Source organism: Halpernia frigidisoli, from assembly GCF_900113805.1.
GTDB lineage: Bacteria > Bacteroidota > Bacteroidia > Flavobacteriales > Weeksellaceae > Halpernia > Halpernia frigidisoli.
Window position 1 is genome coordinate 279418 of record NZ_FOQT01000004.1, and the last position, 25603, is coordinate 305020.

At 32.7% G+C, this 25603-nt stretch carries 25 protein-coding genes; 19 read left to right on the forward strand and 6 right to left on the reverse strand.

Going from position 1 to position 25603, the window contains the following annotated elements; all coding sequences use genetic code 11:
• Nucleotides 1-68 precede the first annotated feature (68 nt).
• From BM238_RS11610 to BM238_RS11630, 5 genes are all read left to right on the forward strand, one after another.
• Nucleotides 69-905 (forward strand): OmpA/MotB family protein, encoded by an 837-nt coding sequence (locus BM238_RS11610; RefSeq protein WP_090081572.1) that lies wholly within the window; start codon nt 69-71, stop codon nt 903-905.
• A gap of 85 nt (nt 906-990) precedes the next feature.
• Complete coding sequence (locus BM238_RS11615; protein WP_090081575.1) at nt 991-1638, forward strand: O-methyltransferase; 648 nt, start codon at nt 991-993, stop codon at nt 1636-1638.
• Between the two features lie 3 nt (nt 1639-1641).
• Nucleotides 1642-2358, forward strand: a complete 717-nt coding sequence (locus BM238_RS11620; RefSeq protein WP_090081141.1) for a C40 family peptidase — start codon at nt 1642-1644, stop codon at nt 2356-2358.
• Nucleotides 2359-2421: 63 nt separating this feature from the next.
• Nucleotides 2422-2805, forward strand: coding sequence for a GxxExxY protein (locus tag BM238_RS11625; protein WP_090081144.1), 384 nt, complete (start codon nt 2422-2424; stop codon nt 2803-2805).
• A 53-nt stretch (nt 2806-2858) separates the two neighbouring features.
• Entirely contained in the window at nt 2859-4124 is a 1266-nt protein-coding gene (locus BM238_RS11630; RefSeq protein WP_090081145.1) for a 3-deoxy-D-manno-octulosonic acid transferase, read from the forward strand.
• On the opposite strand, the gene BM238_RS11635 is transcribed toward BM238_RS11630, so the two are convergent.
• Both BM238_RS11635 and BM238_RS11640 read right to left on the reverse strand, forming a co-directional pair.
• Nucleotides 4099-4728, reverse strand: a complete 630-nt coding sequence (locus BM238_RS11635; RefSeq protein WP_090081146.1) for a deoxyuridine 5'-triphosphate nucleotidohydrolase — start codon at nt 4726-4728, stop codon at nt 4099-4101. The two genes, BM238_RS11630 and BM238_RS11635, sit on opposite strands and share 26 nt — an antisense overlap.
• On the reverse strand, nt 4728-5480 hold the full coding sequence (locus BM238_RS11640; RefSeq protein ID WP_090081149.1) for a glycosyltransferase family 2 protein: 753 nt from the start codon (nt 5478-5480) through the stop codon (nt 4728-4730). Before BM238_RS11640 ends, BM238_RS11635 begins: the two co-directional genes overlap by 1 nt.
• 440 nt (nt 5481-5920) lie before the next feature.
• Between BM238_RS11640 and BM238_RS11645 the strand changes: the two genes are divergently transcribed.
• The 10 genes from BM238_RS11645 (at nt 5921) to BM238_RS14305 (ending at nt 16822) form a co-directional block, all read left to right on the forward strand.
• Entirely contained in the window at nt 5921-8947 is a 3027-nt protein-coding gene (locus tag BM238_RS11645; protein WP_090081152.1) for a leucine--tRNA ligase, read from the forward strand.
• 277 nt (nt 8948-9224) lie between these two features.
• On the forward strand, nt 9225-10097 hold the full coding sequence (locus BM238_RS11650; protein ID WP_090081154.1) for a MotA/TolQ/ExbB proton channel family protein: 873 nt from the start codon (nt 9225-9227) through the stop codon (nt 10095-10097).
• Nucleotides 10098-10180: 83 nt separating this feature from the next.
• Nucleotides 10181-10786, forward strand: coding sequence for an ExbD/TolR family protein (locus tag BM238_RS11655; RefSeq protein WP_090081156.1), 606 nt, complete (start codon nt 10181-10183; stop codon nt 10784-10786).
• A gap of 13 nt (nt 10787-10799) precedes the next feature.
• Complete coding sequence (locus BM238_RS11660; RefSeq protein ID WP_090081158.1) at nt 10800-11366, forward strand: ExbD/TolR family protein; 567 nt, start codon at nt 10800-10802, stop codon at nt 11364-11366.
• Nucleotides 11367-11386: 20 nt separating this feature from the next.
• On the forward strand, nt 11387-12220 hold the full coding sequence (locus BM238_RS11665) for an energy transducer TonB (protein ID WP_090081161.1): 834 nt from the start codon (nt 11387-11389) through the stop codon (nt 12218-12220).
• Nucleotides 12221-12282: 62 nt separating this feature from the next.
• Nucleotides 12283-12480, forward strand: coding sequence for a C4-dicarboxylate ABC transporter (locus BM238_RS11670; RefSeq protein WP_177205465.1), 198 nt, complete (start codon nt 12283-12285; stop codon nt 12478-12480).
• Complete coding sequence (locus BM238_RS11675) at nt 12470-13333, forward strand: PstS family phosphate ABC transporter substrate-binding protein (protein ID WP_090081164.1); 864 nt, start codon at nt 12470-12472, stop codon at nt 13331-13333. Before BM238_RS11670 ends, BM238_RS11675 begins: the two co-directional genes overlap by 11 nt.
• 76 nt (nt 13334-13409) lie before the next feature.
• On the forward strand, nt 13410-15134 hold the full coding sequence (locus tag BM238_RS11680) for a tetratricopeptide repeat protein (RefSeq protein WP_233741955.1): 1725 nt from the start codon (nt 13410-13412) through the stop codon (nt 15132-15134).
• Nucleotides 15135-15247: 113 nt separating this feature from the next.
• The gene (gene prfA / locus BM238_RS11685; protein ID WP_090081167.1) at nt 15248-16333 is read left to right on the forward strand and encodes a peptide chain release factor 1; all 1086 of its coding nucleotides are present in this window, start codon (nt 15248-15250) and stop codon (nt 16331-16333) included.
• Nucleotides 16334-16522: 189 nt separating this feature from the next.
• Nucleotides 16523-16822 (forward strand): hypothetical protein, encoded by a 300-nt coding sequence (locus tag BM238_RS14305; RefSeq protein ID WP_143093384.1) that lies wholly within the window; start codon nt 16523-16525, stop codon nt 16820-16822.
• A gap of 82 nt (nt 16823-16904) precedes the next feature.
• On the opposite strand, the gene BM238_RS11695 is transcribed toward BM238_RS14305, so the two are convergent.
• Genes BM238_RS11695 through BM238_RS11710 form a run of 4 tightly spaced genes read right to left on the reverse strand, consistent with a single transcriptional unit; the run spans nt 16905 to nt 19517 of the window.
• Nucleotides 16905-17327 (reverse strand): LuxR C-terminal-related transcriptional regulator, encoded by a 423-nt coding sequence (locus tag BM238_RS11695; RefSeq protein ID WP_143093385.1) that lies wholly within the window; start codon nt 17325-17327, stop codon nt 16905-16907.
• A gap of 22 nt (nt 17328-17349) precedes the next feature.
• Nucleotides 17350-17553: a response regulator transcription factor gene (locus tag BM238_RS11700; RefSeq protein WP_090081172.1), complete on the reverse strand. Its 204-nt coding sequence runs from the start codon at nt 17551-17553 to the stop codon at nt 17350-17352.
• The gene (locus BM238_RS11705) at nt 17553-18056 is read right to left on the reverse strand and encodes a sensor histidine kinase (protein ID WP_177205466.1); all 504 of its coding nucleotides are present in this window, start codon (nt 18054-18056) and stop codon (nt 17553-17555) included. Before BM238_RS11705 ends, BM238_RS11700 begins: the two co-directional genes overlap by 1 nt.
• A gap of 42 nt (nt 18057-18098) precedes the next feature.
• The gene (locus BM238_RS11710) at nt 18099-19517 is read right to left on the reverse strand and encodes a tetratricopeptide repeat protein (protein WP_090081177.1); all 1419 of its coding nucleotides are present in this window, start codon (nt 19515-19517) and stop codon (nt 18099-18101) included.
• A 469-nt stretch (nt 19518-19986) separates the two neighbouring features.
• Here BM238_RS11710 and BM238_RS11715 point away from each other — a divergent pair, with 469 nt between their 5' ends.
• The 4 genes from BM238_RS11715 (at nt 19987) to BM238_RS11730 (ending at nt 25525) form a co-directional block, all read left to right on the forward strand.
• Complete coding sequence (locus tag BM238_RS11715) at nt 19987-21819, forward strand: M43 family zinc metalloprotease (RefSeq protein ID WP_090081180.1); 1833 nt, start codon at nt 19987-19989, stop codon at nt 21817-21819.
• 177 nt (nt 21820-21996) lie between these two features.
• Nucleotides 21997-22371, forward strand: a complete 375-nt coding sequence (locus BM238_RS11720) for a hypothetical protein (protein WP_090081183.1) — start codon at nt 21997-21999, stop codon at nt 22369-22371.
• Between the two features lie 113 nt (nt 22372-22484).
• Entirely contained in the window at nt 22485-24602 is a 2118-nt protein-coding gene (gene scpA, locus BM238_RS11725) for a methylmalonyl-CoA mutase (protein ID WP_090081185.1), read from the forward strand.
• 347 nt (nt 24603-24949) lie between these two features.
• Nucleotides 24950-25525 (forward strand): hypothetical protein, encoded by a 576-nt coding sequence (locus BM238_RS11730; protein WP_233741956.1) that lies wholly within the window; start codon nt 24950-24952, stop codon nt 25523-25525.
• The last annotated feature ends 78 nt before the right edge of the window (nt 25526-25603 follow it).

The following is a 25603-nucleotide window of genomic DNA, read 5'->3' on the forward strand; positions in this document are numbered from 1 at the left end:
ATAGATCGATCTTTAGATATATATTGATGAACTTAATCTTAAAAAGGCAAACAATTAAATTATTATATATGAAAATTTTTAAAATGCTCGGCGTTGGAATCATCGCAATTACGATGACTTCCTGCGTGAGCAAAAAGCAATTTGAAGCATTGAATATCAATTACAAACAATGTATTGAAGGCGCTGCAGAAAATCAAAGAACCATTCAGGACCTGAACGGAAAAAATTCTGGACTTTTAAGCGAAAATAACTTGCTGAAAGATCAAAATAATTCTTTAAAATCGTCTTTAGATGCTTGTTTAAGCAACGCAGGAAAAGGTTCTGCAAACATTGACAAGTTGGTTGGTGAGATCAACTCTTCAAATTCTTACATCAAACAACTTATTGCTTCTAAAAGTAGAAATGATAGTTTGAATGTCGCATTATCTAATAAATTAAAAAGAAGTTTAGACAATATTGCTGACAGCGATGTTCAGGTAAAAGTGTTAAAAGGTGTGGTTTTAATTTCATTATCTGATGGAATGCTTTATAAAACGGGAAGTTTTGATGTGCAGCCAAGTGCGCAGGAAATTTTAGGAAAAGTAGCAAAAGTGATCAATGATTATGATAAATATTCAGTTTTAATTCAAGGTAATACGGATAATGTGCCGTTGAAAAGCGCCTCAGTTCCGAAAGACAACTGGGATTTATCTGCTTTGAGAGCAACTTCTGTGGCGAGAATGCTTCAGACGCAATTCGCAGTTGATCCTTCAAGAATTACAGCAGGTGGAAATTCTGAGTATCAACCGAAATCGACTAATGCGTCGGTTACTGGAAGAGGTGAAAACAGAAGAACAGAAATTATCATCATGCCAAAACTGGATGAATTTATGAAATTAATGGACATTGCGCCGGTTAATAAATAATATTTAATTCATTTTAAATATAATTCCCGAAAAGAAATTTTCGGGAATTTTTATTTTGAGTAAATTTGGAAAAATAAAAATTTTAATGAGTTTTTTTGAAGAAAATTGCCTGGAAATGGATCGTTATTTAGAATCTAAAACCTCGAACGAACCAGAAATTTTAAAAAAATTACGAAAGGAAACTTATCAGAAAACCACGCAACCGCATATGATTTCCGGTTTGCAACAGGGGAGATTGTTAAGCATAATTTCAAAACTTATTTCGCCGAAAAATATTTTAGAAATTGGGACTTTCACTGGTTACGCCACTTTATGTTTAGCGGAAGGTTTAGCGAAAGATGGAAAAATTTTCACCATTGATAAAAACGAAGAATTGGCGTATTTGTCGGAAAAATATTTTTCAGAAAGTGATTTTTCGTCCCAAATAAATTTTATTAAAGGAAATGCTTTGGATGAAATTCCTAAATTAAATATTGATTTTGATTTGATTTTTATTGACGCAGATAAATCCAATTATCTAAATTATTTTAATTTGATTAAACCAAAAATGAAAAGCGGAAGCTTGTTGTTAATTGATAATGTTTTGTGGCACGGAAAGGTTTTAGAAGAAAATCCAAAACTGGAATCAACAAAAATAATCAAGGAATTAAATGAATTGATCGCGCAGGACGAAGACTTTGAAAATCTTATTTTACCTTTACGCGACGGTATTCAAGTTGCCAGAAAAATTTAAATTATGGAAAAAGCCATTTGCAATGTTTCAGTTGCGCCAGTTCGTGCAGATTCTTCTGATAAAGCGGAAATCGTGACGCAACTTTTATTCGGTGAAAGCCTTTCTGTAATCGAAGTTAAAAATAACTGGACGAAAATTAAAATGGATTTTGACGGTTACGAAGGTTGGATGGATACCAAACAATATTCTGTGGTTTCAGACGAATATTTACAAAATAGAAGAACTAATTTAGTAACAGAAAACTTTCAGTCGCATATTTTAAAAGATGGAAAAATTCTTTTATCCATCGGCTCTGAAGTCGATTTTGAAACTATTTCTACGCAAAGAAGTGAAAATTTAAGACAAAATATAATCACAACGGCGAAAGAATTTCTAAACGTTCCTTACTTGTGGGGCGGAAAAAGTTTTTTTGGAATTGATTGTAGTGGTTTCACGCAATTGGTTTATAAAGTGAATGGAAAAAAAATTCCTCGAGATACGTATCAGCAGGGCGATTTGGGTAAAGTTTTAGATTTCGTGGAAGAAAGTCAGGCAGGTGATCTGGCATTTTTTGAAAACTCTGAAGGCAAAATTATTCACGTTGGAATTATGCTAAATTCTCATCAAATCATTCACGCACACGGAAAAGTGAGAATTGATGAACTGGATTCCACAGGGATTTTTAATAAAGAAAAAAATACGCACACGCATAAATTGAGGTTTGTGAAAAATTTGCTTTAAATTTTATAAATCTTTTTTCTCGCAGATTTTGCTGATGACGCAGATTTAATACGATACATTTTAATGACTGAAAACGAAATTACTTATATAATTAGAAAGGGAATTTTTAATGTTTATAATGGTTTAGGGCCAGGTTTATTGGAATCTGTTTATCATAAAATTTTGATTTATGAATTGGAAGATTTGGGTTTAGAAGTAAAGTCTGAAATTCTTTTACCTGTTAAATACGGCGAAGTTTTGTTTGATTGTAATTTCAGAATTGATTTATTAATTGAAGATAAAGTAATTGTTGAATTAAAATCCGTGAAAAATTTAGAAGATATTCATTATAAACAATTGAATACTTATTTGAAATTATCAGATAAAAAGTTAGGGCTTTTAGTTAATTTCAATACCGATAAAATTTTAGATTCTATAAAAAGAGTTGCAAACAATTTAGAACATTAAATCTGCGTCATCTGCAAAATCTGCGAGAAAAAATCAAAATTTAAAATCATCCTTTGAAGTACCTTTATTACCTATTTATCGAACTTTTAATTTCCGGAATGGAGATCTTTTCATTATTTAACGAAAAGACCAAAAAGGGAATCAGAGGCAGAAAGAAGAGTAACAGAATTGTAAAAAAAGCGTTCAGGAAATCCGACGAAATTATCTGGATGCACGCCGCAAGTCTTGGCGAATATGAACAAGGTTTGCCGGTTTTAGAACTTTTAAAAACGAAATTTCCAGATTATAAAATATTAGTTACCTTTTTCTCGCCAAGCGGTTACGACAATGTGATCAACAAAAATAATATCGCAGATGCAATTGTTTATTTGCCTTTTGATAAAAAAAAGTTGGTAAAAGAATTCACTTCGAACTTCACAACCAAAATATTTTTTACCGTAAAATACGATTATTGGTATAATTTACTGGAAGAATTAAAACTTCAGGGCGCCAAAACTTATGTGATTTCTGCATTATTTTACGAAACGCAGGTTTTCTTCAAAACTTATGGAAAATGGTTTTCCAGAGAATTGAGAAAAAATATTGATTTCTTTTTTCATCAAACTTATCACTCAACTGCTTTGGCAAAAAGTATTGGTTTAAAAAATTCTGTAACGACCGGTGATACGAGGTTTGATCGTGTAAAGGAGATTTCAAAACGTGATAATTTTGTTCCGTTTATCGAAGAATTTAAAGGCGAAAACCGATTATTTGTTTTTGGAAGTTCGTGGGAAAAAGAAGAAAAAATTGCGGGAATTATCTCAAAAAAATCAGAAAAAGCCAAGATTATTTTAGTGCCGCACGATTTAAAAAGAATTCCTGATATTAAAGAAAATTTTCCAGGTGCAATTTTATATTCTCAGACTCAGGATTCAGGATTAAAGATTCAGGATTTTCAAATTTTGATTATTGATTCGATTGGGATTTTATCAAAAATTTATTCTTATGCAGATCTAGCCTTTATTGGTGGCGGTTTCCATTCGAGAGGTTTACACAATATTTTAGAAGCGGCGACTTTTGGAATTCCCGTTTTCTTTGGAAATCAGTACAAGAAAAATCCGGAAGCCGATGATTTAGTGAAAAATAATGGCGCTAAATCTTTTGAAAATGAAATTGATGCTGCAGATTTTTTAATTAAAATTTTAGCAGAAAAATCTGGTGAAACTTTAAAGAAAATGGGCGAAAATTCCGCGGAATTTATTCATCTGCAGCCAAACGCAACGCATTTAATTATTGAGAAAATTACGGAACAACCTACTTTAAAAGTCCCTGAAGTTTAAGATCTTTCACGATTTCAGCCATATTTTCCGGAATATTTTCTGTTTGAAAATAATTGGTATTCAACTCATTATTAAAACAAAGATTCTGCATTTTTTGATTATCCAAAATTTCATCTAAAGTTTCCTTTAGAATTTCATCAATTTCCATAAAATAATCTTCATCTAATTTTTGACTTAAAACCATACAACGAAAAATCTTATTAATTAAATAAAGATAAAGTTTATATGTCTGCTCGAAATTCTGGCGCTTTAATTTTTCTTTGTATTCTTTTAAAATGGTTTTTACGAGAAATAAATTGACGTAAACTTCACCAAATTTATCGGTCGTCACTTTTACGTGAAGCGTAATTTCACCGCTTAATTTGCGGATTAAAACCAAGAAATATTTCGGATTGGTGATTGTTTTTGCGTAATAAGAAACCCGTTCTTCGATGTGTTTTTCTAAATCATCGCGTTTTTCGTCAACAGAAACCGTTTCAATTAATTCAAAGTAAAGTTTTTGTGATAAAATTTTATCTTTTTTCAATAATCTGAAAATCAATTTGTCCTTTTCTTTGTCAGAAAATTCGCTCAAGGCTTCTTTAAATTCTTTAGAATATTCCATTAATTAAAAAGTTTTGAGTATTTCAAGAAACCATTAATTGCCCAATACGCCGTGTAATACGACGATTTTAGAGTTGAAAATCCCATATAATCTTTGTAAACCAAATATTGGTCTTTCATAATATTTGTTTTTTTTCGGGAGATGCTGTTTGGATGCATTCTGTATTTCGCCATCGTTTTTGCCAAAGGTTTCCCCACAGGAATTTTCTTCAATAAATTCAGCCACATTACATGATCTTCGCGCTTACTTCCTTCGGGGAAATATTCTTTGCCAACACTCTCTGAGTCGTACATTGAACTCAAAAGCGACAATCTGCAAGTCTTCAATAAATTATGAAAAGTTACATTTTTATCCGCTTTAAAATCTTCAATTTTTGGGTTTAAATTTTCATCGCAACGCGCATAATTTGAATACGCCAGTTCTGCGTTTTCTTTCTTCATAAAAGAAACCATTTCTTCCAAAAAATTCGGTTCCCAAACGTCGTCTGCATCAAGAAAAGTGATGTATTTTCCCGTTGCATTTTTAAGAGAAATATTTCTCGCGTGTCCTGCGCCACCGTTTTTTTCGGCTACAAATAATTTTATGCGAGCATCTTTTAAATTTTCAATTATTTCCACTGAATTATCTTTAGAAAAATCATCAGTAATCAACCATTCCCAATCTGTAAAAGTCTGATTTAAAACCGATTGAACAGTTTCCTGCAAAAACTTTGAGGAATTATACATCGGCGTAATAATAGAAACTTCGGGCATTTAGAATTTTTACAAATATAAAATTATATAAATAAAATGCTATTTATTTGCAGCAAGACGATTTTGCATCTTTAGAAATGTCTTCCCGTGTTCCGCTATATCTTTTTTTGCTTTCAATATTTCATATAAAAAGATATTTTATTTAGAGCAAAAAAAGGATGTCGCTTCACCCGCGGCTAAAAATTTAGATTATTTTTTATTTTGAAGCGAATAGATTTGTCTATAATTTTCAAGTTTTTAAAAAGTCTCGCAGATTTAGCAGATAACGCAGATTTTGATGCGGTAAAATCTGTTAAATCAAAAAAATCTGCGAGATAAATTTATTCACATTAATTATATAGAATTTTATAAAATTAAATTTTTTCATTTCAAAATCTTAAATTTGTGCCGCAGATTATAATTTAAAATCTATAATCCATAATTTAAAATCAAACTAACGCATGTTCTACGACCACCAAGCCATCGAAAAAAAATGGCAAAAATTCTGGAAAGACAACGAAACTTTTAAAACTTCGGATGATACAAATCTGCCGAAATATTATGTTTTAGATATGTTTCCATATCCTTCTGGCGCAGGTTTACACGTTGGTCATCCATTAGGTTACATCGCTTCAGATATTTATGCAAGATATAAAAGACACGAAGGTTTTAATGTTTTGCACCCAATTGGTTACGATTCCTTCGGACTTCCGGCGGAACAATATGCAATACAAACCGGGCAACATCCCGCCATTACAACGGAAGAAAATATTACCAGATACGAAGAACAATTGCGTAAAATCGGTTTTTCATTTGACTGGAGTAGGGAAGTAAGAACTTCAGAACCCAATTATTATAAATGGACACAATGGATTTTTATTGAATTATTTCATTCCTGGTATAATAAATCGACGGACAAAGCTGAAGCAATTTCTACTTTAATTAATCATTTTGAGAACTTCGGAACAGAAAATTTAAACGCGGCACAAAATGAAACATTAAATTTTACTGCGGAAGAATGGAAAAATGGGGACGAAAATTATAAGCAGGATATTTTATTAAATTACAGATTGGCTTACAGAGCGGAAACAACTGTAAACTGGTGTCCCGGTTTGGGAACTGTTTTAGCAAATGATGAAGTAAAAGACGGAAAATCTGAACGCGGCGGATTTCCGGTTTTTCAAAAAAAAATGATGCAATGGAGTATGCGGATTTCTGCCTATTCTGAAAGATTATTGCAGGGTTTAAAAACAATCGATTGGCCTCAACCTTTGAAAGATTCTCAGGAATACTGGATCGGGAAATCAATTGGAGCGCAGGTCAGTTTTTCGGTTGATAGTTTACAGTTGTCAGTTGACGGAAATATAAGTTCCGACAACCAACAACCAACAACTGACAACCAAATAGAAGTTTTTACGACGAGGCCAGACACCATTTTCGGCGCAACATTCATGGTTTTAGCGCCAGAAAATCCTTTGGTAGAAAAATTGACAATTCCAGAACAAAAATCTGAAGTTGAAAATTACATTGAACAAACTTCTAAAAAAACAGAACGCGATAGAATGTCTGATGTAAAATCAGTTTCCGGTGCTTTTACAGGAAGTTTTGTTGAAAATCCTTTTTCGGGTAAAAAAATGCCGGTTTATATTTCAGATTATGTGTTGATGGGTTATGGAACTGGCGCTGTGATGGCGGTTCCGGCGCATGATGAACGCGATCACCGTTTTGCGAAAAAATTTGGGTTGGAAATTTTAAAAGTGGTAGAAACTGAGGAAGATATCCAGGAAAATTCTTTTGATTCGAAAGATTCTGTTTGCGTGAATTCTGAATTTTTAAATGGTTTAAATTATAAGGAAGCGAAAGAAAAAATCATCGCAGAAATTGAAAATAAAAAGATTGGTTTTGGAACGATCAATTACCGACAAAGAGATGCGATCTTTTCCCGACAAAGATATTGGGGAGAACCAGTTCCGGTTTATTATAAAAACGGATTTCCGTACACTTTGCCAGTTTCCGCTTTGCCTTTAGAATTGCCGGAAGTTGAAAAATATCTGCCTACAGAAGATGGCGATCCACCTTTGGGAAATGCAACTGCTTTCGCCTGGGATGAAGAAAAGTTGTCAGTTGTCAGTTCTCAGTTGATAGATAATAATACTGTTTTTCCAATTGAACTTTCTACAATGCCTGGTTGGGCGGGAAGTTCCTGGTATTTTTTACGTTACATGGATCCGAATGATGAAAGTGCTTTTGTTGCGAAAGAAAAAGCAGATTATTGGGGACAGGTTGATTTATATATTGGCGGAAGCGAGCATGCAACAGGACATTTATTGTATTCCCGTTTTTGGAATAAATTTTTAAAAGACCGCGGCTTTATTGAGCAGGAAGAACCTTTTAAAAAACTGATTAACCAGGGAATGATATTGGGAATGAGTGCGTTTGCATTTAGACTGAAAGCAAAATATTGTGTTAAGTTTTCCTGCGAAAAAAATAATTCATCTGATTTGAAATATTACGTTGAAGAATTGTTTTTATCAAAAAAAGAAAAAGATCAAACTTTTGATGTTTTCAATAATGTCTTTCTAAAACAAGTTGAAGGAAAATTTATACAAGAGTATCCTCATCAAAAAGACTATAAAATTGAATTTATTGAATCTGATGCTTTACAAAAAATCCACGTTGATGTTTCTTTATTAAAAGGAACATCAGATGAATTAGATATCGAAAAATTTAAAAACTGGCGTTTAGAATATGCTAACGCAGAATTTATTTTAGAAGATGAAAAATACATCGTAGAAAGAGAAGTCGAAAAAATGTCGAAATCCAAATATAATGTTGTTAATCCTGATGAGATTTGTGAAGAATTTGGCGCCGATTGTTTAAGACTTTATGAAATGTTCCTTGGTCCTTTAGAACAATCAAAACCTTGGAATACGCAAGGTTTGACGGGCGTTTATGGTTTCCTTAAAAAATTCTATAACTTATATTTTAACGAAGATCAATTAGAAATTTCTGAGGAAGAACCCACGAGAGCGGAATATAAAACACTTCATACTTTAATCAAAAAATTAAGTACAGATCTGGAAAATTATTCTTTCAATACTTCTGTTTCTTCTTTCATGATCGCGGTCAATGAATTTCAAAAATTTAAAACGAATAAAAGAAATATTTTAGAACCACTTGCAATTTTAATTTCGCCTTATGCACCGCACATTGCAGAAGAATTGTGGTCGAAATTAGGTAAAGAAAAAAGTATCGAATTTGAAACCTTTCCAGTCTTTGATGGGCAGTATTTAGTGGAAGATAATTTTGATTATCCAGTGAGTTTTAATGGTAAAATGAGGTTCAAAATATCGTTGCCAACTTCACTTTCAAGAGAAGAAATAGAAAAATCTGTTTGCGAGGAGGCTAAAACCGGAGAATATTTGGCTGGAAGTACACCAAAAAAGATAATTATCGTGCCTAATAAAATAGTTAATATCGTTTTCTAACATTAATTTTTCTTAAAATATTATAAAATTTCAATTAGAGAAAAATTCTAATATTCAAAAAAATAAGGTGATTAAATTTTTGATATTTGAAGTATTTAATGTGATATGCTTATATTTTCTAATTTTAGCTATATTATTTATTAATGTAATAAACTTTATACTAAATTAAGCTAAAAAAATAAAGGTTTAAGAGTATGATTGATTTGCATTTTTAAAAATTTTAACTTTAATTTACATCTTCAAACAATTAAAATAACAATTTATAATTTAGTTAAGTATGGAAATGAATGTTTCAAACAACGAAGAGCAATTAGTCGCTAAAAAGGCAGGCGGTCTTAATCCTGCATTTATTATTCCTATTCTATTATTGGTGGGAATTGGTATTTATCTATTTATTTTTGGAAATCCAAGCAATTTTAAAGATCCGGAGCAGTTCCAAGGTGCAATGTCGGTGGCTTTTTCAGATGTTGAGTCTAAAAAAATTGAACCACCTCAAGGCGGAATTATTGGAACAATTTACAAAGGTGGATTTATCGTTCCTATCTTGATCACATTCATGATTACAGTGATTGTATTCTCTATTGAAAGAGCTTTAGTACTAGGAAAAGCGTCTGGAAAAGGTAACATTGATACATTCGTATTAAAAATCAGAAGTTTATTGAACCAAAATAAAGTTGATGAAGCATTAGCAGAATGTGATTCTCAAGAAGGTTCTGTAGGTAATGTTGTAAAAGAAGGGCTTACAACTTATAAAGCTTTGGCTCATGATACTACTCTTAATAAAGAGCAAAAAATGGTAGCATTAAACAAGGCAATAGAAGAAGCAACTACATTAGAGATGCCAATGTTAGAAAAAAACATGATGATTCTTTCTACTTTAGGTACAGTTGCAACATTAGTAGCGCTTTTAGGAACAGTAATTGGGATGATTAAAGCATTTGCTGCTTTAGGTGGCGGTGGAGGTACTCCGGATGCTGCTGCACTTTCTACAGGTATTTCTGAAGCATTAATTAACACTGCTTTGGGTATTGGTACTTCTGCAATCGCAATTATTCTATATAACTATTTTACTTCTAAAATTGACGGATTAACTTACAAGATTGACGAAATCGCAATGAGTATCCAGCAATCATTTGCAGAATTTCACTAAGAATTTAGATCGAATTTTGATTTCGTTTTTATTTAAATGGAATTTAGCAAATTAAGAGTTTAATTTAACAAATAAAGAACGCAATGGCGAGAATAAAACCAAAAAGACACGGCGTAGTGACTGACATGACAGCAATGTGTGATGTCGCGTTTCTACTCCTTACATTCTTTATCTTGACAACTCAGTTTAAAAAACCTGATGTTGAACAGATAAAACCGCCGTCATCCATATCAGAAAAATTATTGCCAGATGCAAGTTTGATGACAATAAATATTACTCCAGCAGGAAAATTTTATTTTCAGCCTGTGACGAACGCTTCAGAAAGACTTCAGTTGCTGGATAACATGGGTAAGAAATATGGTTTGACATTTACTGATAAAGAAAAGGCATCTTTCCAGAAGGTACAGGCGATAGGGACACCGATGACAAGATTAAAAAGTTATCTTGACCTTACTGACGATAAACAAAAGGAATATAAAGATCCAACCGGAATTCCAATTGATAGTATTGACAAGCAGATGATTGATTGGGTACAGCAAAGTTTGGCCGTAAATCCAAATTATAAATTAGCAATCAAGGGTGACGTAAGTACGAAATATCCTAAAGTGAAAGATTTGTTTGAAGGTTTAAGAGATATTGATTTTCTTAAATTTTGGCTGATCACTTCACAAGAAAAAAGTAACGAATAAACCGACAAAAGACATGGCAGAAGTACAGGTAAAAGAACAGGGCGGAAAAGGTGGCAAGGTTCGGTCGAAAAAGCAGAATACCAGAGTTGACATGACACCCATGGTTGACTTAGGATTTCTTTTAATAACATTTTTTATGTTTACCACGACATTTAGTAAACCTAATGTAATGGATTTAGGTCTTCCAGCAAAACCTAAAAAAGAACAGAAGCAACCGGATACTGAGATTAAACTTTCTAATTCGATTTCTCTTTTAATAGGGAAAAACAACAGAATATTTTGGCATCAGCAAGACAATACAAGTCTTACAGATGAAACACTTAATGAAACTACTTTTGACAGAGAAGGAATCAGAAAAATTATACAGCAGGCGAAAGCCAGAGCAGCAGATCAAAGTTTGTTTACTGTGATTATCAAGCCTACTGACGATGCTGTGTATAAAAATTTTGTAGATATTCTGGATGAAATGGCCGTTACAAAAAGTGAGCGATATGGTGTGACCGATGTTAAACCATGGGAAAAAGCTATATATGAGAAAAAAGTAGGTGGTTCAGCTCCTGCTGCAGCTCAAACAAAATAATTTATAAAATTAAATTAATTATGTCAGATGAATCTTTAAATCAAAATTATACTCGTTCACTGGATGAGATTGTTTTTGAAAATAGAAATAAAAGTTATGGAGCTTATGATTTAAGAACCTCCTATTCAAGATTACTTACAAGATCTTTCTTAATTGGAACTTCTCTATTTTTAGTTGCTGCTTTATCACCATTTATTTACCAAAAAATTAAAAATGCATTTGCTCCACCAAAGACTGAGGTAAAAGCTGAATTGGTTAATATTATTCAGGAAGATAAAATAATTGAGCAACCAAAAGAAAAAGAACCACCTCCACCTCCGCCTCCAAAAGAGGAAAAGCAGGAAGTAATTCAGAATGTTGTTCCTGAACCAAAAAAGGCACCGAAGATTGAGACTCCACCGCCACCAATTTCTAAACAATTGGAAACGACAACTGGGCTTCAAAATCAGGAAGGTATAAAAACACCAACTTATACGCCACCTCCGCCGCCACCGTCTTCAGGTAAATCTAACACGGTAGAAGTAAAACCACCATCTAATGAAGTATATGAAACGGTTGATCAAACTTCTGAATTTCCAGGAGGTATTAATGCATTTAGAACTAAGGTTTCAGGTGGATTTGATACATCTGTAATGAGTGGTGATGAAGGTACTGTGAAAACTGATATTACATTTGTTGTTGAAAGAGATGGAAGTATCACTGATGTGAAAGCAAGTGGAAAAAATTCCGATTTTAACGCAGAAGCGGTAAAAACTATCAAAGGAATTAGAAGCAAATGGACACCAGCAAAAATAAATGGACAGCCGGTTAGGTCTCGATATAGACTGCCATTATCAATGCAGTTTGCTTATTAAAATTATTGAATTTTCTAAAAGAGAGGCTTTTGCTTCTCTTTTTTTTTATATTTTTGTGTACTATGATTTCAAACTGGATTTCTTTTGTAACGGGTTTTTTCTACATTGCTTTAGGCATTGTAGTAATAATCTACAAATTTTTCATAATTACATTGGAGCCAAATGTGGCATATCCTCTAGGTGGACTTTTGGCTATTTATGGAATTTTTAGAATTGTAAGAGCGCTGATAAAAATTAAAAATATTAAAAATGAAGAATAGTTTTTTTTGTATGATTTTTATTTTTTTGGCTTTTTCCTGTAATAAAAAAGCAGAAAAGCCTGTAGATGACCCACATCGGGGTTACATAAAGATTGAAGCCGACGAGTCTTTTAGTAGCGTTATACAGTCTCTTACGGAAGCTTACACAAATCAATATCCATCAACGAAAATTGATTTTGTAACAAAAAAGGAAGATCTCGGTTTTATGGATCTTTTAAACGGAAAAATCCGAGTTGCAGTAATGTCCCGGGAATTATCACCAGCCGAGAGAGCAGCTTTTGAAAAGAAATTTGAATGGCAGCCTGCTAAATTTGCAGGTGATGGAGTTGTATTTATTGTTCCTAAAAATTCAGAAAAAAGTTCAATAACTTACGAAGAGATTCAAAATGAATTAAATTCAGAAAAGAAAAATATCATATTTGATGGAACCAACAGTAGTAATTTAAATTTTGTGGCGCAAAATCTGGGTAAAAAACCATCAGAGCTTCAATTTTCAGTAATTTCAGGTAACACAAATCTTATTGAGCAACTTAATAAATTTCCTGATAAAATTGGTGTAATAAGTTTAAATACCATTAGCAGACCTTATGGAGCCGAAGCTGAGAAGTTACGTGGTTTAATAAAGATCCTTCCTGTGGTGAAAGATGGAAAGACCTATGAACCAAGTCTTCAAAATATCAAAAATATGTCTTATCCCTTTACAAGAATTTTATATTTTCTGACAAATGAACCTTATTATGGTTTGGGGAATGGATTTATAAGATTTTCTTGTACTCAAATAGGTCAAATTATTGTTGATAAAGAAGGTCTGCAACCATATAATACTTATAAAAGGGAAGTTCAGATGAAGTAAAAATTTTAAGAGTAGATTTATTTGGTCTAAAAATTGATTTTAAGCTGGTAGTATTATTTAATTTAAAAATTTTAAAATGAAATATATAATGAATGTAACGAAGAAATCAGCGATAGGTATTGCTGCAGTATTTTTAGTAAATTTTTCTTTTGGACAGTCAATTGAACAGGGGATTGCAAGTGTAGATAGTCAGAAATATGCGAAAGCAAGAGATATCTACAATCAAATGATTACTCAGGCACCTACTGAAGCAGAAAATTATTTTTATTTAGGTGACACATATTTAACGCAATTTGAGCCAAATTTTGAAAAAGCATCTGAATATTTTAATAAAGGGGTGACTTTAGATAGAAAAGCTTATTTAAATAAAATTGGTTTAGCAACAGTAAAATTAGGTAAAGGTGATAAATCTGGGATTACAGATATCCAGGCCATAGTCTCAGACTCGAGAGAGAAAGATGCTGAAGTTTTGTATAGATCTGCAGAAGCATTAACTATGTTTGACGCGACGAGTGCGCCTGATCTTGCTATTGATTATTTAAATAAAGCGATCGCGAGAGCTGATAGAAAAGGTGTTCCCGCATATTATTATTACACTTTAGGTGATGCTTACAGAATTAAAAAAATTCCTGGTGATGCTATGAATGCTTATGATAAAGCTTCAGCAGTTGCTCAAAATAAAGCTTCAGTTTTCACAAGAATGGGAACATTATGGATGGCTGCAAAACAGTGGAAATTAGCAAAAGAAAAGATCGATCAGGCAATTGCCGTAGATCCAACATATGCTCCGGCTTACAGAGCTTTGGCAACTTATGATATATTTTATCAAAAAAACGCTGAGGCCAACGCTGCTTTAATTAATTATGCAAAATACGCAGATGAAGATCCTTCTACGCAGTTAGAAATTGCTAAATTGTATTTTACAACAGATGATTACGCTAACTCGAAAATGACTTTAGATAAAGTTTTTGATAAAGTGGAAGATCCAATTAAATTTAAATTAAGAGCTTACTTATTGTACCAGGAAGCAAATTATGCAGGTGCAAAACAAGATCTTGATGTGTTCCTTCAAAAAGCTGAAAAAAGCAGAATTCTAGATGCTGATAAAGGTTTGTCAGGTTTAATTGATGCAGGTTTGGCTAAAACAGAAACTGATCCAACTAAAAAAGCAGCATTACTTGCCAGTTCTGCTAAAAACGTTGCGGCTGCAGTTGCTGCCAAAGATGAAACATTAGACTGGAATTTAGAACTTGCTAAAATTAACGGTACGGCGATGGCTGCCTCCAGTGTTGATGAAGGTGCAACTACCCCTGCAATTGAAGCTTTAAAAAAACAAGTACAGGCAAATCCTAAAGACACTGATATTTTATTCAAACTTGCAACAAGTTATCAAGAGGCAAAAAACTGGACAGGAGCAGTTCTAACTTGGCAGAAAATGAGTAATTTGATTCCAGATTGGGCTCCGGCATATTACAGTCAAGCGTATGCTTACCAGCAGGCAGAGAAAAATGATCTTGCGGCAAATTATTATCAAAAATATATTGACAAAGTGAAACCGGCTGAAGTTGAAGCTAATAAACAAACTTTATCATACGCTTATTTTGCGGTTGCTTTTTTCGATAAAGATTCTGATCTTGCAAAAGCAAAAGAGTATGCGGCAAAATCTGTTCAGTTAAATCCGAATTATGAAGATGCAGTAAAACTTAATGCGCAATTGAATGCTGGTGGTGCTTCCACAAGCGGTACAATGCAAAGTACAGATACTACTAAAAAAGCAATGGACTCTACTGTTGCTAAATAGAACAATAAATTATTTTCAAAAAATCCCGGATTTTTATCCGGGATTTTTTTGTTTTATATTCTCATTTTTAATTTTCTCAATCTATTCGTATCTTTGCAATCCAAGAAAAATTTATGTCAAAATCACTTATACCAAAATTAGAAGCAATTAAACAACGTTACAATGAAGTAGCGGAATTAATTATTCAGCCTGACATTATTTCAGACCAAAAAAAATACTCCACATTAAATAAAGAATACAGCGATCTGGGAAAAATTGTGGCTGTGTTTGATCAATATCAGCAGGCTTTAACCACAATCGAAGAATCTGACGAAATCATTGCCGATGGATCTGATAAAGAATTCGTTGAAATGGCGAAGGCTGAAAAAAATGAATCTATAGAAAAGATTCCAGGTTTAGAAGATGAATTAAAAGTTTTACTCATTCCAAAAGATCCTACCGATGATAAAAACGTCATAGTGGAACTTCGTGCTGGAACTGGCGGTGACGAAGCCGCAATATTCGTTGAAGATGTTTATCGTGCTTATGCCATGTATTTTAAAACAAAAGGCTGGAAACATGAAATTACAGATTCAAGTGACGCATCAAAAGGCTACAAAGAATTAATCGTTCGCGTTGAAGGAACAGGCGTTTACGGAATTATGAAATTTGAATCCGGCGTTCATCGCGTTCAACGCGTTCCGGAAACCGAATCTCAGGGCAGAGTTCATACTTCCGCAATTACAGTCGCAGTTTTGCCCGAAGCCGAAGAAGTAGATTTTGAACTAAATCCTGCTGATGTAGAAATGCAGACTTCCCGTTCCGGTGGAGCAGGTGGGCAAAACGTAAATAAAGTAGAAACAAAAGTGCAGTTGACGCACAAACCGTCTGGAATGGTTGTAATTTGTCAACAAGCACGTTCTCAGCTTGCCAACCGTGAGTTAGCAATGGAAATGTTGCGTACTAAATTATATGATATAGAATTACAAAAAGCAGTCGGAGACATCGCCGCCCAACGTAAAACAATGGTTTCTACGGGTGACAGATCTGCGAAAATCAAAACATACAATTATCCGCAAGGTAGAGTGACCGATCACCGTGTTGGAAAATCTACTTATAATTTGGATGCTTACATGAACGGCGATATTCAGGAAATGATCGACGCTGTAATTATGGCAGAAAATGCCGAAAAAATGAAGGGCGAGGAAGAAAGTGTTTAATATTTGGGCGCCAATTTCCGTCTTCCGTTCCCGCTTTTTTAAGATTATAGCGGCGCCAAAGGCGCCGCTATAATCTTAAAAAGAGCTCCACTCAAGCCGGGGCGCGTCACCATTTTTTTCCTTCGTGAAAAATTTAATTGGGTGAAATCAAAATTGTTTATCTTTAAACTAAAATTAAAACTCTTATTTATGAAAAAGACATTTATTTCAGCACTACTTTTTAATCTTTTGCTAATGACTTCCTGCACAAAAGAAACCACCACTATAAACTCGACAGGAGATTCTACAACAACAGTAACAAAAATTGGAATTGACAATCCAAAAGTTGATTCAGCAAAAATAAAAGTCAATAACGGAATTGACAAAACTGGTGATGCCTTAGAAAAAGGTGCCAAAGACGTAAAAGAAGGTTTAAAGAAAGTAACGGCAGACGCCGCAGCTGCAGTTGAAAGAGGTGCAAAAGATGTAAAGGAAGATGCAAAAAAATAAAATTTTGTCTACAACTCGTTTTAGGTAAAAATTTTGCAATGAAATATTTATGTAATAAAATATAATTTTATTTAGTAATAATTTAGATCAAATTGTTTTTAAAAAGTTCGAGGATTTTTTGCTGGTAGATAAATTTGCTCAAAATATTATTTTCATTTGGCAACTGCAACTTTCTAATAATATTACTCCTGTGGTTTTCTACCGTTTTCTCACTAATAAACAATTCTTTTGCAATATTTTTTGTGTTAAAATCTGAGGATATTAAGCTTAATATTTTCTTTTCAGAACTACTAAGAAGTGCAATATTATGCACTTCTTTTTCATATTTTCCTTCCACTGTTTTTTCCTCTAAGCGCGGACTGAACCAATTCTCATTTTTCAAAATTTTTTCTATGCAAACTGCAATCTCTTCCAGCGCAAATTCTTTTAAAAGATAGCCGTTCACCCCCAAAGTTTTTGCCTTTTCATAGATGAATTTTTCATTATGCATTGTGTAAACGATCACTTTTATCCCGGGTTCTTCTTTCTTAATTTTCTAAAACTTCCAATCCGGAAAGTATGGGCATGTTAATATCCAAAATTTGAACATCTGGCTGCATTTTTTTGGCGTTCAAGTATGCAGATTCACCATCGGTGTAAGCACCAATAACTTCGTAACCAATATCTTTTAGATAATTTTGCATTCCCAAAAGCGTCATCGAGTGGTCATCTGCAATAATAATTGTGTTCATTAGTTAGCCATTTTTATTAGAATTTCAGTTCCGGAATCATCAGATTTTAAATCCAAATTTGCACTCATTGCCTGAGCTCGTTGTTTAATTCCCTGCAAACCGAAAGAATCTTTACTTTTTGTTTTCGACGCAACATCAAAACCTTCACCGTTGTCTTTTACACTTAAATGTAAAAAATTTTCATCACTTACTATTTTTATTTTTGCAATAGTTGCATTTCCGTGTTTCAACGTGTTATTTAATGCTTCCTGAATAATTCGGTATAGATGCAATTCTTTATTTTTCTCAACTTTATTTTGGTAATTGATTTCTGTGGTTACGAATAAAGTAGTTTCATTCGAAAAATTTTCAGCCAGACTTTTCACGCTTTCTTCCAAACCAACTTTTTCTAAAATAACGGGATAGAGATTTCGGCTAATTTCCCGTACTTCTTCTATAATATTGGAAACAGATTCGCTTTTAATTTCTTTTTTACTTATGATCGAATTTTTTAAAGTTAACAAAGAATGGTTTACACTATCATGGAGTTCGTAAGCAATTCGGTTTCATTCAACTTCTACATTTTCCAATAAATCAAATGTAAACTGCTCATTTTTATTTTTTTCTTCAATTATTTTTCTTCGTTTAAGTTTATTTAAATATAACCAAACCGATAATATTAAAACTGCTAAAAAGAGAAGTAATGCAATGATGTTAAAATAGTTAGTTTGAATTTCGCTTTTTTGTGCTGCAATCTGTTTTTCGCGTTTTTCACTTTGATACTTTTTATCAAACTCAAATAATTTTCCGTCTGCATTTTGTTTTTGAACAATTTCCAAATATTTAATTTCCAGATCTCTAAACTTAATGGCGTTCTGATAGTTTTTATTTTTTAAAGCATCCTGATAAAGGAGATTATACATTGTTGCAGCTATCTGATGATCATCATTTTCAATGGAAATGTCTGCCAGTTCTTTGGTCCGTTTTGAGTTTTGTAAATAACCGTATTTATAAAAAAAAATTCTTTCTCCCGTTGTTTTATAATTTTCTAAAATTTGTTTATTATCTATTTTTTTAAAATAATCTATACCCAGTTCATTAAAAAATTTTGCAGAATCGTAATTTTTTTTCAGTATATATTTAAAGGTGTAAATATCATTGACGTACGCCTGTGTCATTTCTGAAGGATTTTTATATTTTTTAAATATCTGATCAGTTGGTACTATTAGGTTAAGGGTTTTTAGCGTATCGTGCTCAGTTTCAAAATTATTTAGGATATAATTCGCCCTTATTGCCAGATAATTGGCTGTATCTTTTCGAAGTAAAAATTCGTCACAAGCTTTTACATAAAATTTTTCTGCCTCTTTGTAAGCGTAAAATGACAGATAGCAAGAGGCCAGATTATTATATAAAGAACCTAATCTACGATGATTATTATCCTGCTCTGCTTTTCTAATTAATTCAATAAATATCGGCACGGCTTTTTTGTATTCGCCAGTGTACGTGTAAGTTGTGCCTAGCAAATTTTGTGAATCCGTGTAAACATCGCTGTCAGGTGAGTATTTTGAAAATTCAATTGCTTTTTTTGCGTAGATAAGGGCGCTGTCCAGATTGTAGTTATATTGTAATTGTAAGCCGTTTAATAAATACAAATTTGCATAAAGAGTATCTTTTTTAACTGGATATTTCATTTTTATAAACTGTAATGTCTTGGCGTAAATGAAAGAATCCAAAGCATCCTGATCTATTATTGTTTCTCCATATTTTATAAGTGTCTCCTCAGCATTTCTATATTCCTTTTTCTCAATATAATTTTTATAATTTTTCTCAAAAAATAAAACGTACTCTTTTTTATTTTGATAATTATCTTTAGAGCTTAAATATTTTAAAACTGCAGAATGTTCTTTATTATCAACGATTGGCTTTTTGTTACAGCTCCAGCTGCTGAAACTGATAATAAATAGGACTATAATATATTTAAACATCTGGAAAATTTTGTCTAAAGTAATTATTTATTTCGTTCTTAAGTTATCTTTTTATTTAATAATGTTTTAGAAAATTGAGGGGCAGCCCCTATTGTATTGGCATTTCTTAATATTTAAATTTGTATCAGAATAAAAACAGAATTAGAAAATTTTTAAGAATTATGAATTTTATCGATAAAAGTTGATTAGAAAATTTATTAATATTTCAAAATTCAAAAAATTACTTCAAACTAAACTTATAAATTCAGAAATAAAACACAAATGATGAATTTAGGAAACGGAAATCTATATTTCCGTTTTTTTTTGCTTTTGAAGTAATAATTTAAATTAATTCAATATATATCTTACGATAAATATACTTTATCAGTTATTTTATTATTTTGTTAAAAAGATAAAAATGGGGGTGAATACCTATTGATTAAGTCCCATTTATTCTATATGTTTGCATTTAAATAAAAACTAGTTAACTATGAAAAAGTATTTACTACTTGTGCTTACAATCCTGATTTTTTCCTTTGCAGGTGCTCAGGAATATTGCGCGTTTGATCAAAATCAGGCAAAACTAGAAAGAGCAGATCCTGCTGTGAAAAAAGCACGTGAAGAAGCAGAGGCTAAATTAATGGCAATGGATATTCAAAAATTTCTGCGCGAGAATGGTCATGGTTCTAATCTTGGAAGAGCAGAAACTATTTATGAAATACCTGTAGTTGTTCATTTAATGAATGATGGCACTACGCCAATGAGAACTGATGCAGAAATTATCACCTGGATAGATAACTGTAATAAGTTTTACAGCACTACTTTCGGGGGTGCCTGGTACACAACTGCCCAAGGTGGAACTGTTATTCCATTCAAATTGGTTTTAGCAAAAAGATCGCCTTCATGTACTGCAACTACAGGTATAAACCAAATAAATGTAACAGCTACTTATCCTGTGTATTCAACTAAAGGACTAAACAGCTCGAATTCAGATGGCGTTTCTGCAGATCAATTAAGAGCATTATCGAGATGGGATCCACAATCTTATTACAATATCTATGTTGTAAATACTTTTGACTCTGTCGCTTTGGCACAGACCGGTGGTTTACAAGGTTATGCGAGTTTTCCTACGAATCCGGATGCGTCTTACGATACCTTTATGAAAAAATCAGTCGTAATTAATACTAATGATCCAACTACATTGCCTCATGAATTTGGGCATTCTTTAGGATTAAATCATCCATTTAATACGGGTAGCGAAACAGCTTGTCCTACTGTAACTTCTGGGGGATGCTCCGCAGATAATGATATGGTTTGTGACACGCCATCTACAAAAAGTCTTCTAGGAGTAAATCCATTACCATCAAATTCAGACACAAATCCTTGTGATGCAGCAGGTTGGAATAATGTGCAATATAATGTGATGAATTACACAAATTCTAATAGATTATTTACTCAAGGGCAAAAGGATAGAGGTTTAGCGATGTTCTTACAGAGCAGAAAAGGTCTTACAACTTCTTTGGGTGGCACAGCTCCGTCGGGTAATCCTACTACACTTGTTGCGGCATCTTGTACGCCAAATGCAAGCAATACAACAACTGGAAACTTTAATTTTGGACCTACTTTGGTTAAAATAGGAACTATTGATAATGCCTCGGAAGGAAGTAGCGTATCAAATGGAAATAAAACGTATTACGATTATTCTGCTTTAACTTGCAGTAATACAAAATATTCAACAAATTTATCCTTAAGCCAAAATCCTCAGACTATCAGTCTGGCTTGTCTTACAAATCAGAATACTTTTAATGTTTATATCGATTATAATAACGATGGTGTTTTCAATGAAACAAATGAAAAAGTTGTTACATCATTCGTTGTCGCTGCCAATGCCACAGGAAATACTACTTTTACTATTCCGTCAAGTGGTGTAACATTAAACACAACTTTAAGAATGCGGGTTGTAGCTGGATATGTTAATTACATGAGCTGTTCTCAAAACGTTCAATATGGACAGATTGAAGATTATGCAGTCAATATTTCTAGTGCAACTTTAGCGGTTTCAAATGAAGTGGCTAACGATAAAAAAGTTTCAATTTATCCTAACCCGTCTAAAGATGGCGTATTTAGTATCAAACTTAATGATGCATCTTCAAATGAAGTTAAAGTTGAGATCGTTGATATGGCAGGAAGAGTTGTTTATCAAACTAAAGGATTAGTTAATAATAAGACTTTAAATATAAACTCCAAACTAACTAAAGGTACTTATATTGTGAAAGTGAATTCCGGTTCGAATGTATCAACAGAAAAATTAATTATTAAATAAATTAACTTAAAATATTTTTAAATTTGGGTGATCTATTTTTAGATTACCCATTTTTTTTAAAACTAATTAAATATGTAAATTGCCTATCTAATTAAAATAATTATGTTTAAATCTTTGCTCTACCTTTTTGTATTTTTATTATTTACACAATGTAATTCGCAGAAAACAGTAAAACTCATGCAGCAAATCCCATCATTTGAAAATATTGAGCAACTTGAAGGCAATTGGTATTTGATTAAAAAAACAACGCAACAAAATGATGTTGTAAATAGCTTAGAAATTCAATGCTTGGGGAAATTATACTGGGAGATCTCAAAAATTAATGGCAACTACAATCTTAAAAAACATTTTGCCAGTGGTAAAAATTGTGAAACACATGTCATAAAAACAGACGGTTTGAATTACGCAAACGGAAGACTTAATTATAGGGAAGGAGACATTGTGAAAAGTGAATTGCTGGAAAAATTAAATGAAAAAGCATTTAAAATTACAGAAAAAAGTTTTGCAAATGGCGAAACCATTTTGATAGAAACCTTTTACGAAAAACGATAACGTAAGTTTTTTTTAAATTTTTAAAAATTTTCTTTTAAAGATTTACTTTCATTTTCGTGTTTTAAGGTAAATTCCTGAAATTTTGTAACTTCACGTTCTACAAAAAATGCACAATGCGCCAAGAAATTCAAAACACAAATCCTGATTTTTCCTTAAATTTTCCTGAAAATATTCCTTATTTTTTTGAAAAAGATGGACTGGAAATGAAATCTTCGTACACCGAAAAAGACGAGATCAGAGAAGATATTAAAACTACTTCAGCGGGAATTGTGCCTTTTTTACGCGGTCCATATTCTACCATGTTTGTTCAAAAACCTTGGACGATACGTCAATATGCTGGTTTTTCTACGGCTGAAGAATCAAATAAGTTTTATAAAAAAAATCTTGCTGCCGGACAAAAAGGTTTGTCTGTTGCTTTTGATTTGGCAACGCATCGTGGTTATGATTCTAATCATCCAAGAGTGGAAGGTGATGTGGGAAAAGCTGGTGTTGCAATTGATTCCATTGAAGACATGAAGATTTTGTTTAATGAAATTCCATTAGATGAAATCTCCGTTTCGATGACGATGAACGGCGCAGTTTTGCCAATTTTGGCGTTTTATATTGTCGCTGCAGAAGAACAAGGCGTTTCGCAGGAAAAATTATCCGGAACTATTCAGAATGATATTTTAAAAGAATTCATGGTGCGGAATACTTACATTTATCCGCCAACGCCTTCTATGAAAATTATTGCGGATATTTTTGAATACACTTCGAAAAATATTCCGAAATTTAATTCGATCTCAATTTCCGGTTATCACATGCAGGAAGCTGGCGCCACGCCTGTTTTAGAAATGGCTTATACTTTAGCCGACGGTTTGGAATATGTTCGCACCGGTATAAAAGCAGGAATGAACATCGACGATTTTGCCCCAAGATTATCATTTTTCTGGGCAATCGGGATGAATCATTTTATAGAAATTGCAAAATTACGTGCTGCGAGATATCTTTGGGCAAATCTTTTAAGTCAGTTTGAACCAAAAAATCCAAAATCTTTAGCCTTAAGAACACATTCCCAAACTTCCGGTTGGTCTTTAACGGAACAGGAACCATTTAACAATATAACAAGAACGACGATTGAAGCCTTATCTGCCGCACTTGGTGGAACACAATCTTTACATACCAATGCTTTAGACGAAGCCATCGCTTTGCCGACAGATTATTCCGCGAAAATTGCCAGAAATACTCAGATTATTCTGCAACAAGAAAGTGGCATTTGTAATGTTGTCGATCCTTTTGGCGGAAGTCATTTGGTAGAAAGTCTGACGCAACAAATGATTGATGAAGGCATGAAATTCATCAACGAAATTGAAGAAGAAGGCGGCATGACAAAAGCCATCGAAGCCGGAATTCCTAAAATGAGAATTGAAGAAGCAGCGGCAAAAAAACAGGCAAAAATTGACAGTGGTGAAGAGTTTATTATCGGTGTAAATGCTTTTAAATCCGTTCAAAAACAAATCGATTTGGATATTTTAGATATCGATAATACAGAAGTTCGCAGGTCTCAAATTGAAAGATTAAACAAAGTAAAATCTGAAAGGAATCCCGATTCTGTGATAGAAATTTTAAATAAATTAAGAGATTGTGCTAAAACCGGCGAAGGAAATCTTTTAGAATTGTCCATTGAAGCCGCGAGAAGAAGAGTGACTTTGGGCGAAATGAGTGATGCTTTAGAAGAAAGTTTTGGCAGATATAAAGCGAATATTAGAACTATTCAAGGAGTTTACGCTATGAATGCAAGCAAAAATGAATATTTTGAAAAAGCCATTTCTTTAACCCAAATGTTTGAGGAAAAAGAGGGACGCAGACCGAGAATTATGGTCGTAAAGATGGGACAAGACGGTCATGATCGCGGTGCAAAAGTAGTTGCGACGGCGTTTGCAGATATGGGTTTTGACGTTGATGTTGCGCCACTTTTCCAGACACCTGAAGAAGTTGCGATGCAGGCAGTGGAAAATGACATCCATATTTTGGGCGTTTCTTCTTTGGCAGCAGGACATAAATATCTCGTTCCGGAAGTTGTTTCAGAATTAAAAAAATTAGGCGCAGAAAATATTACCATCGTTGTTGGCGGCGTAATTCCGAAACAGGATTATGATTTTCTTTACCAAAATGGGGCGGAGTTTATCTTTGGTCCTGGAACTAATTTACCGAAATCTGCGTGTGAAATTTTGGAGAAAATGTTGAAATGATTTTCAAATTAATTTCCCAATTCAAAAAATATCCTATATTTGCACGCAATAATTTTGTAAAAATTTAAAAAAAGAAGTCATGTTCAAAGTTAATTATAACATAAAAAACAAATTACCGCTTTCTGTGGTAAGGCTTCGCGTTTTTGCATTTTCTTAAAAAGAATTTTTTCTAATGAAATATCAAAACCCGAAGTTGCAAAATTTCGGGTTTATTTTTTGATATTTTATCAGCACTTATAATTTCCCCGAAATATTAAATTTAAAAAAGTCTCAAATTATTGTGAGATCGGTTTTACTGCATTTTGCAGATTTAAACCAAGAAAAATTCTATTAAAATTAAAAAAATTATGGACACCATAAAAAATAAATACTATTTCACGGCTTTAGACAATTTTCCTTATAATATGGAAGAATGTATTGAAGCCTTGCAATATGCCCTATCTTATGATTCTTGCGATGTTGACGCATTGTGCTTGATGGGAAGGGTTTACAGCGAATTACTCACCGATTATGAAACGGCAAAACTATATTTTCAAGAAGCCATAAATTGCGATGTTACCAATTTAAACACGCCGAAATTCTACATAAAATGCCTTTTAGATAATGAAGACTTTGCAGAAGCAGAAAAACTGATCAACTATTCTTTAAACATTAAGGGTATTGATAAAACAAGAATTCTTTTGCATAAATCTTTGTTTTTCGAAATCCAACTTGATTATGAAAATGCTTTAATACCTTTAAAAGAAGCGATCCATTTTAGTTATGATAAGGAAATGCTGGATTATTTGAAGCAAAGGCAAAAATTTATTAAATCTAAAATGCCGAAAATCGACAAAGAAAAGAAGAGTAAAAAAGTCGTTTTAAAGGCGAAAAGAAATAGGTTTTCGCTTCATACAATATTTGGCAGAAAAAAAACAAATTAAACAAATTTTAAAATTATAATTTTTACCTATTTTTGATTAAAATATTTTTTAAAAATAGAGAAACTTAAGGAATAGGTA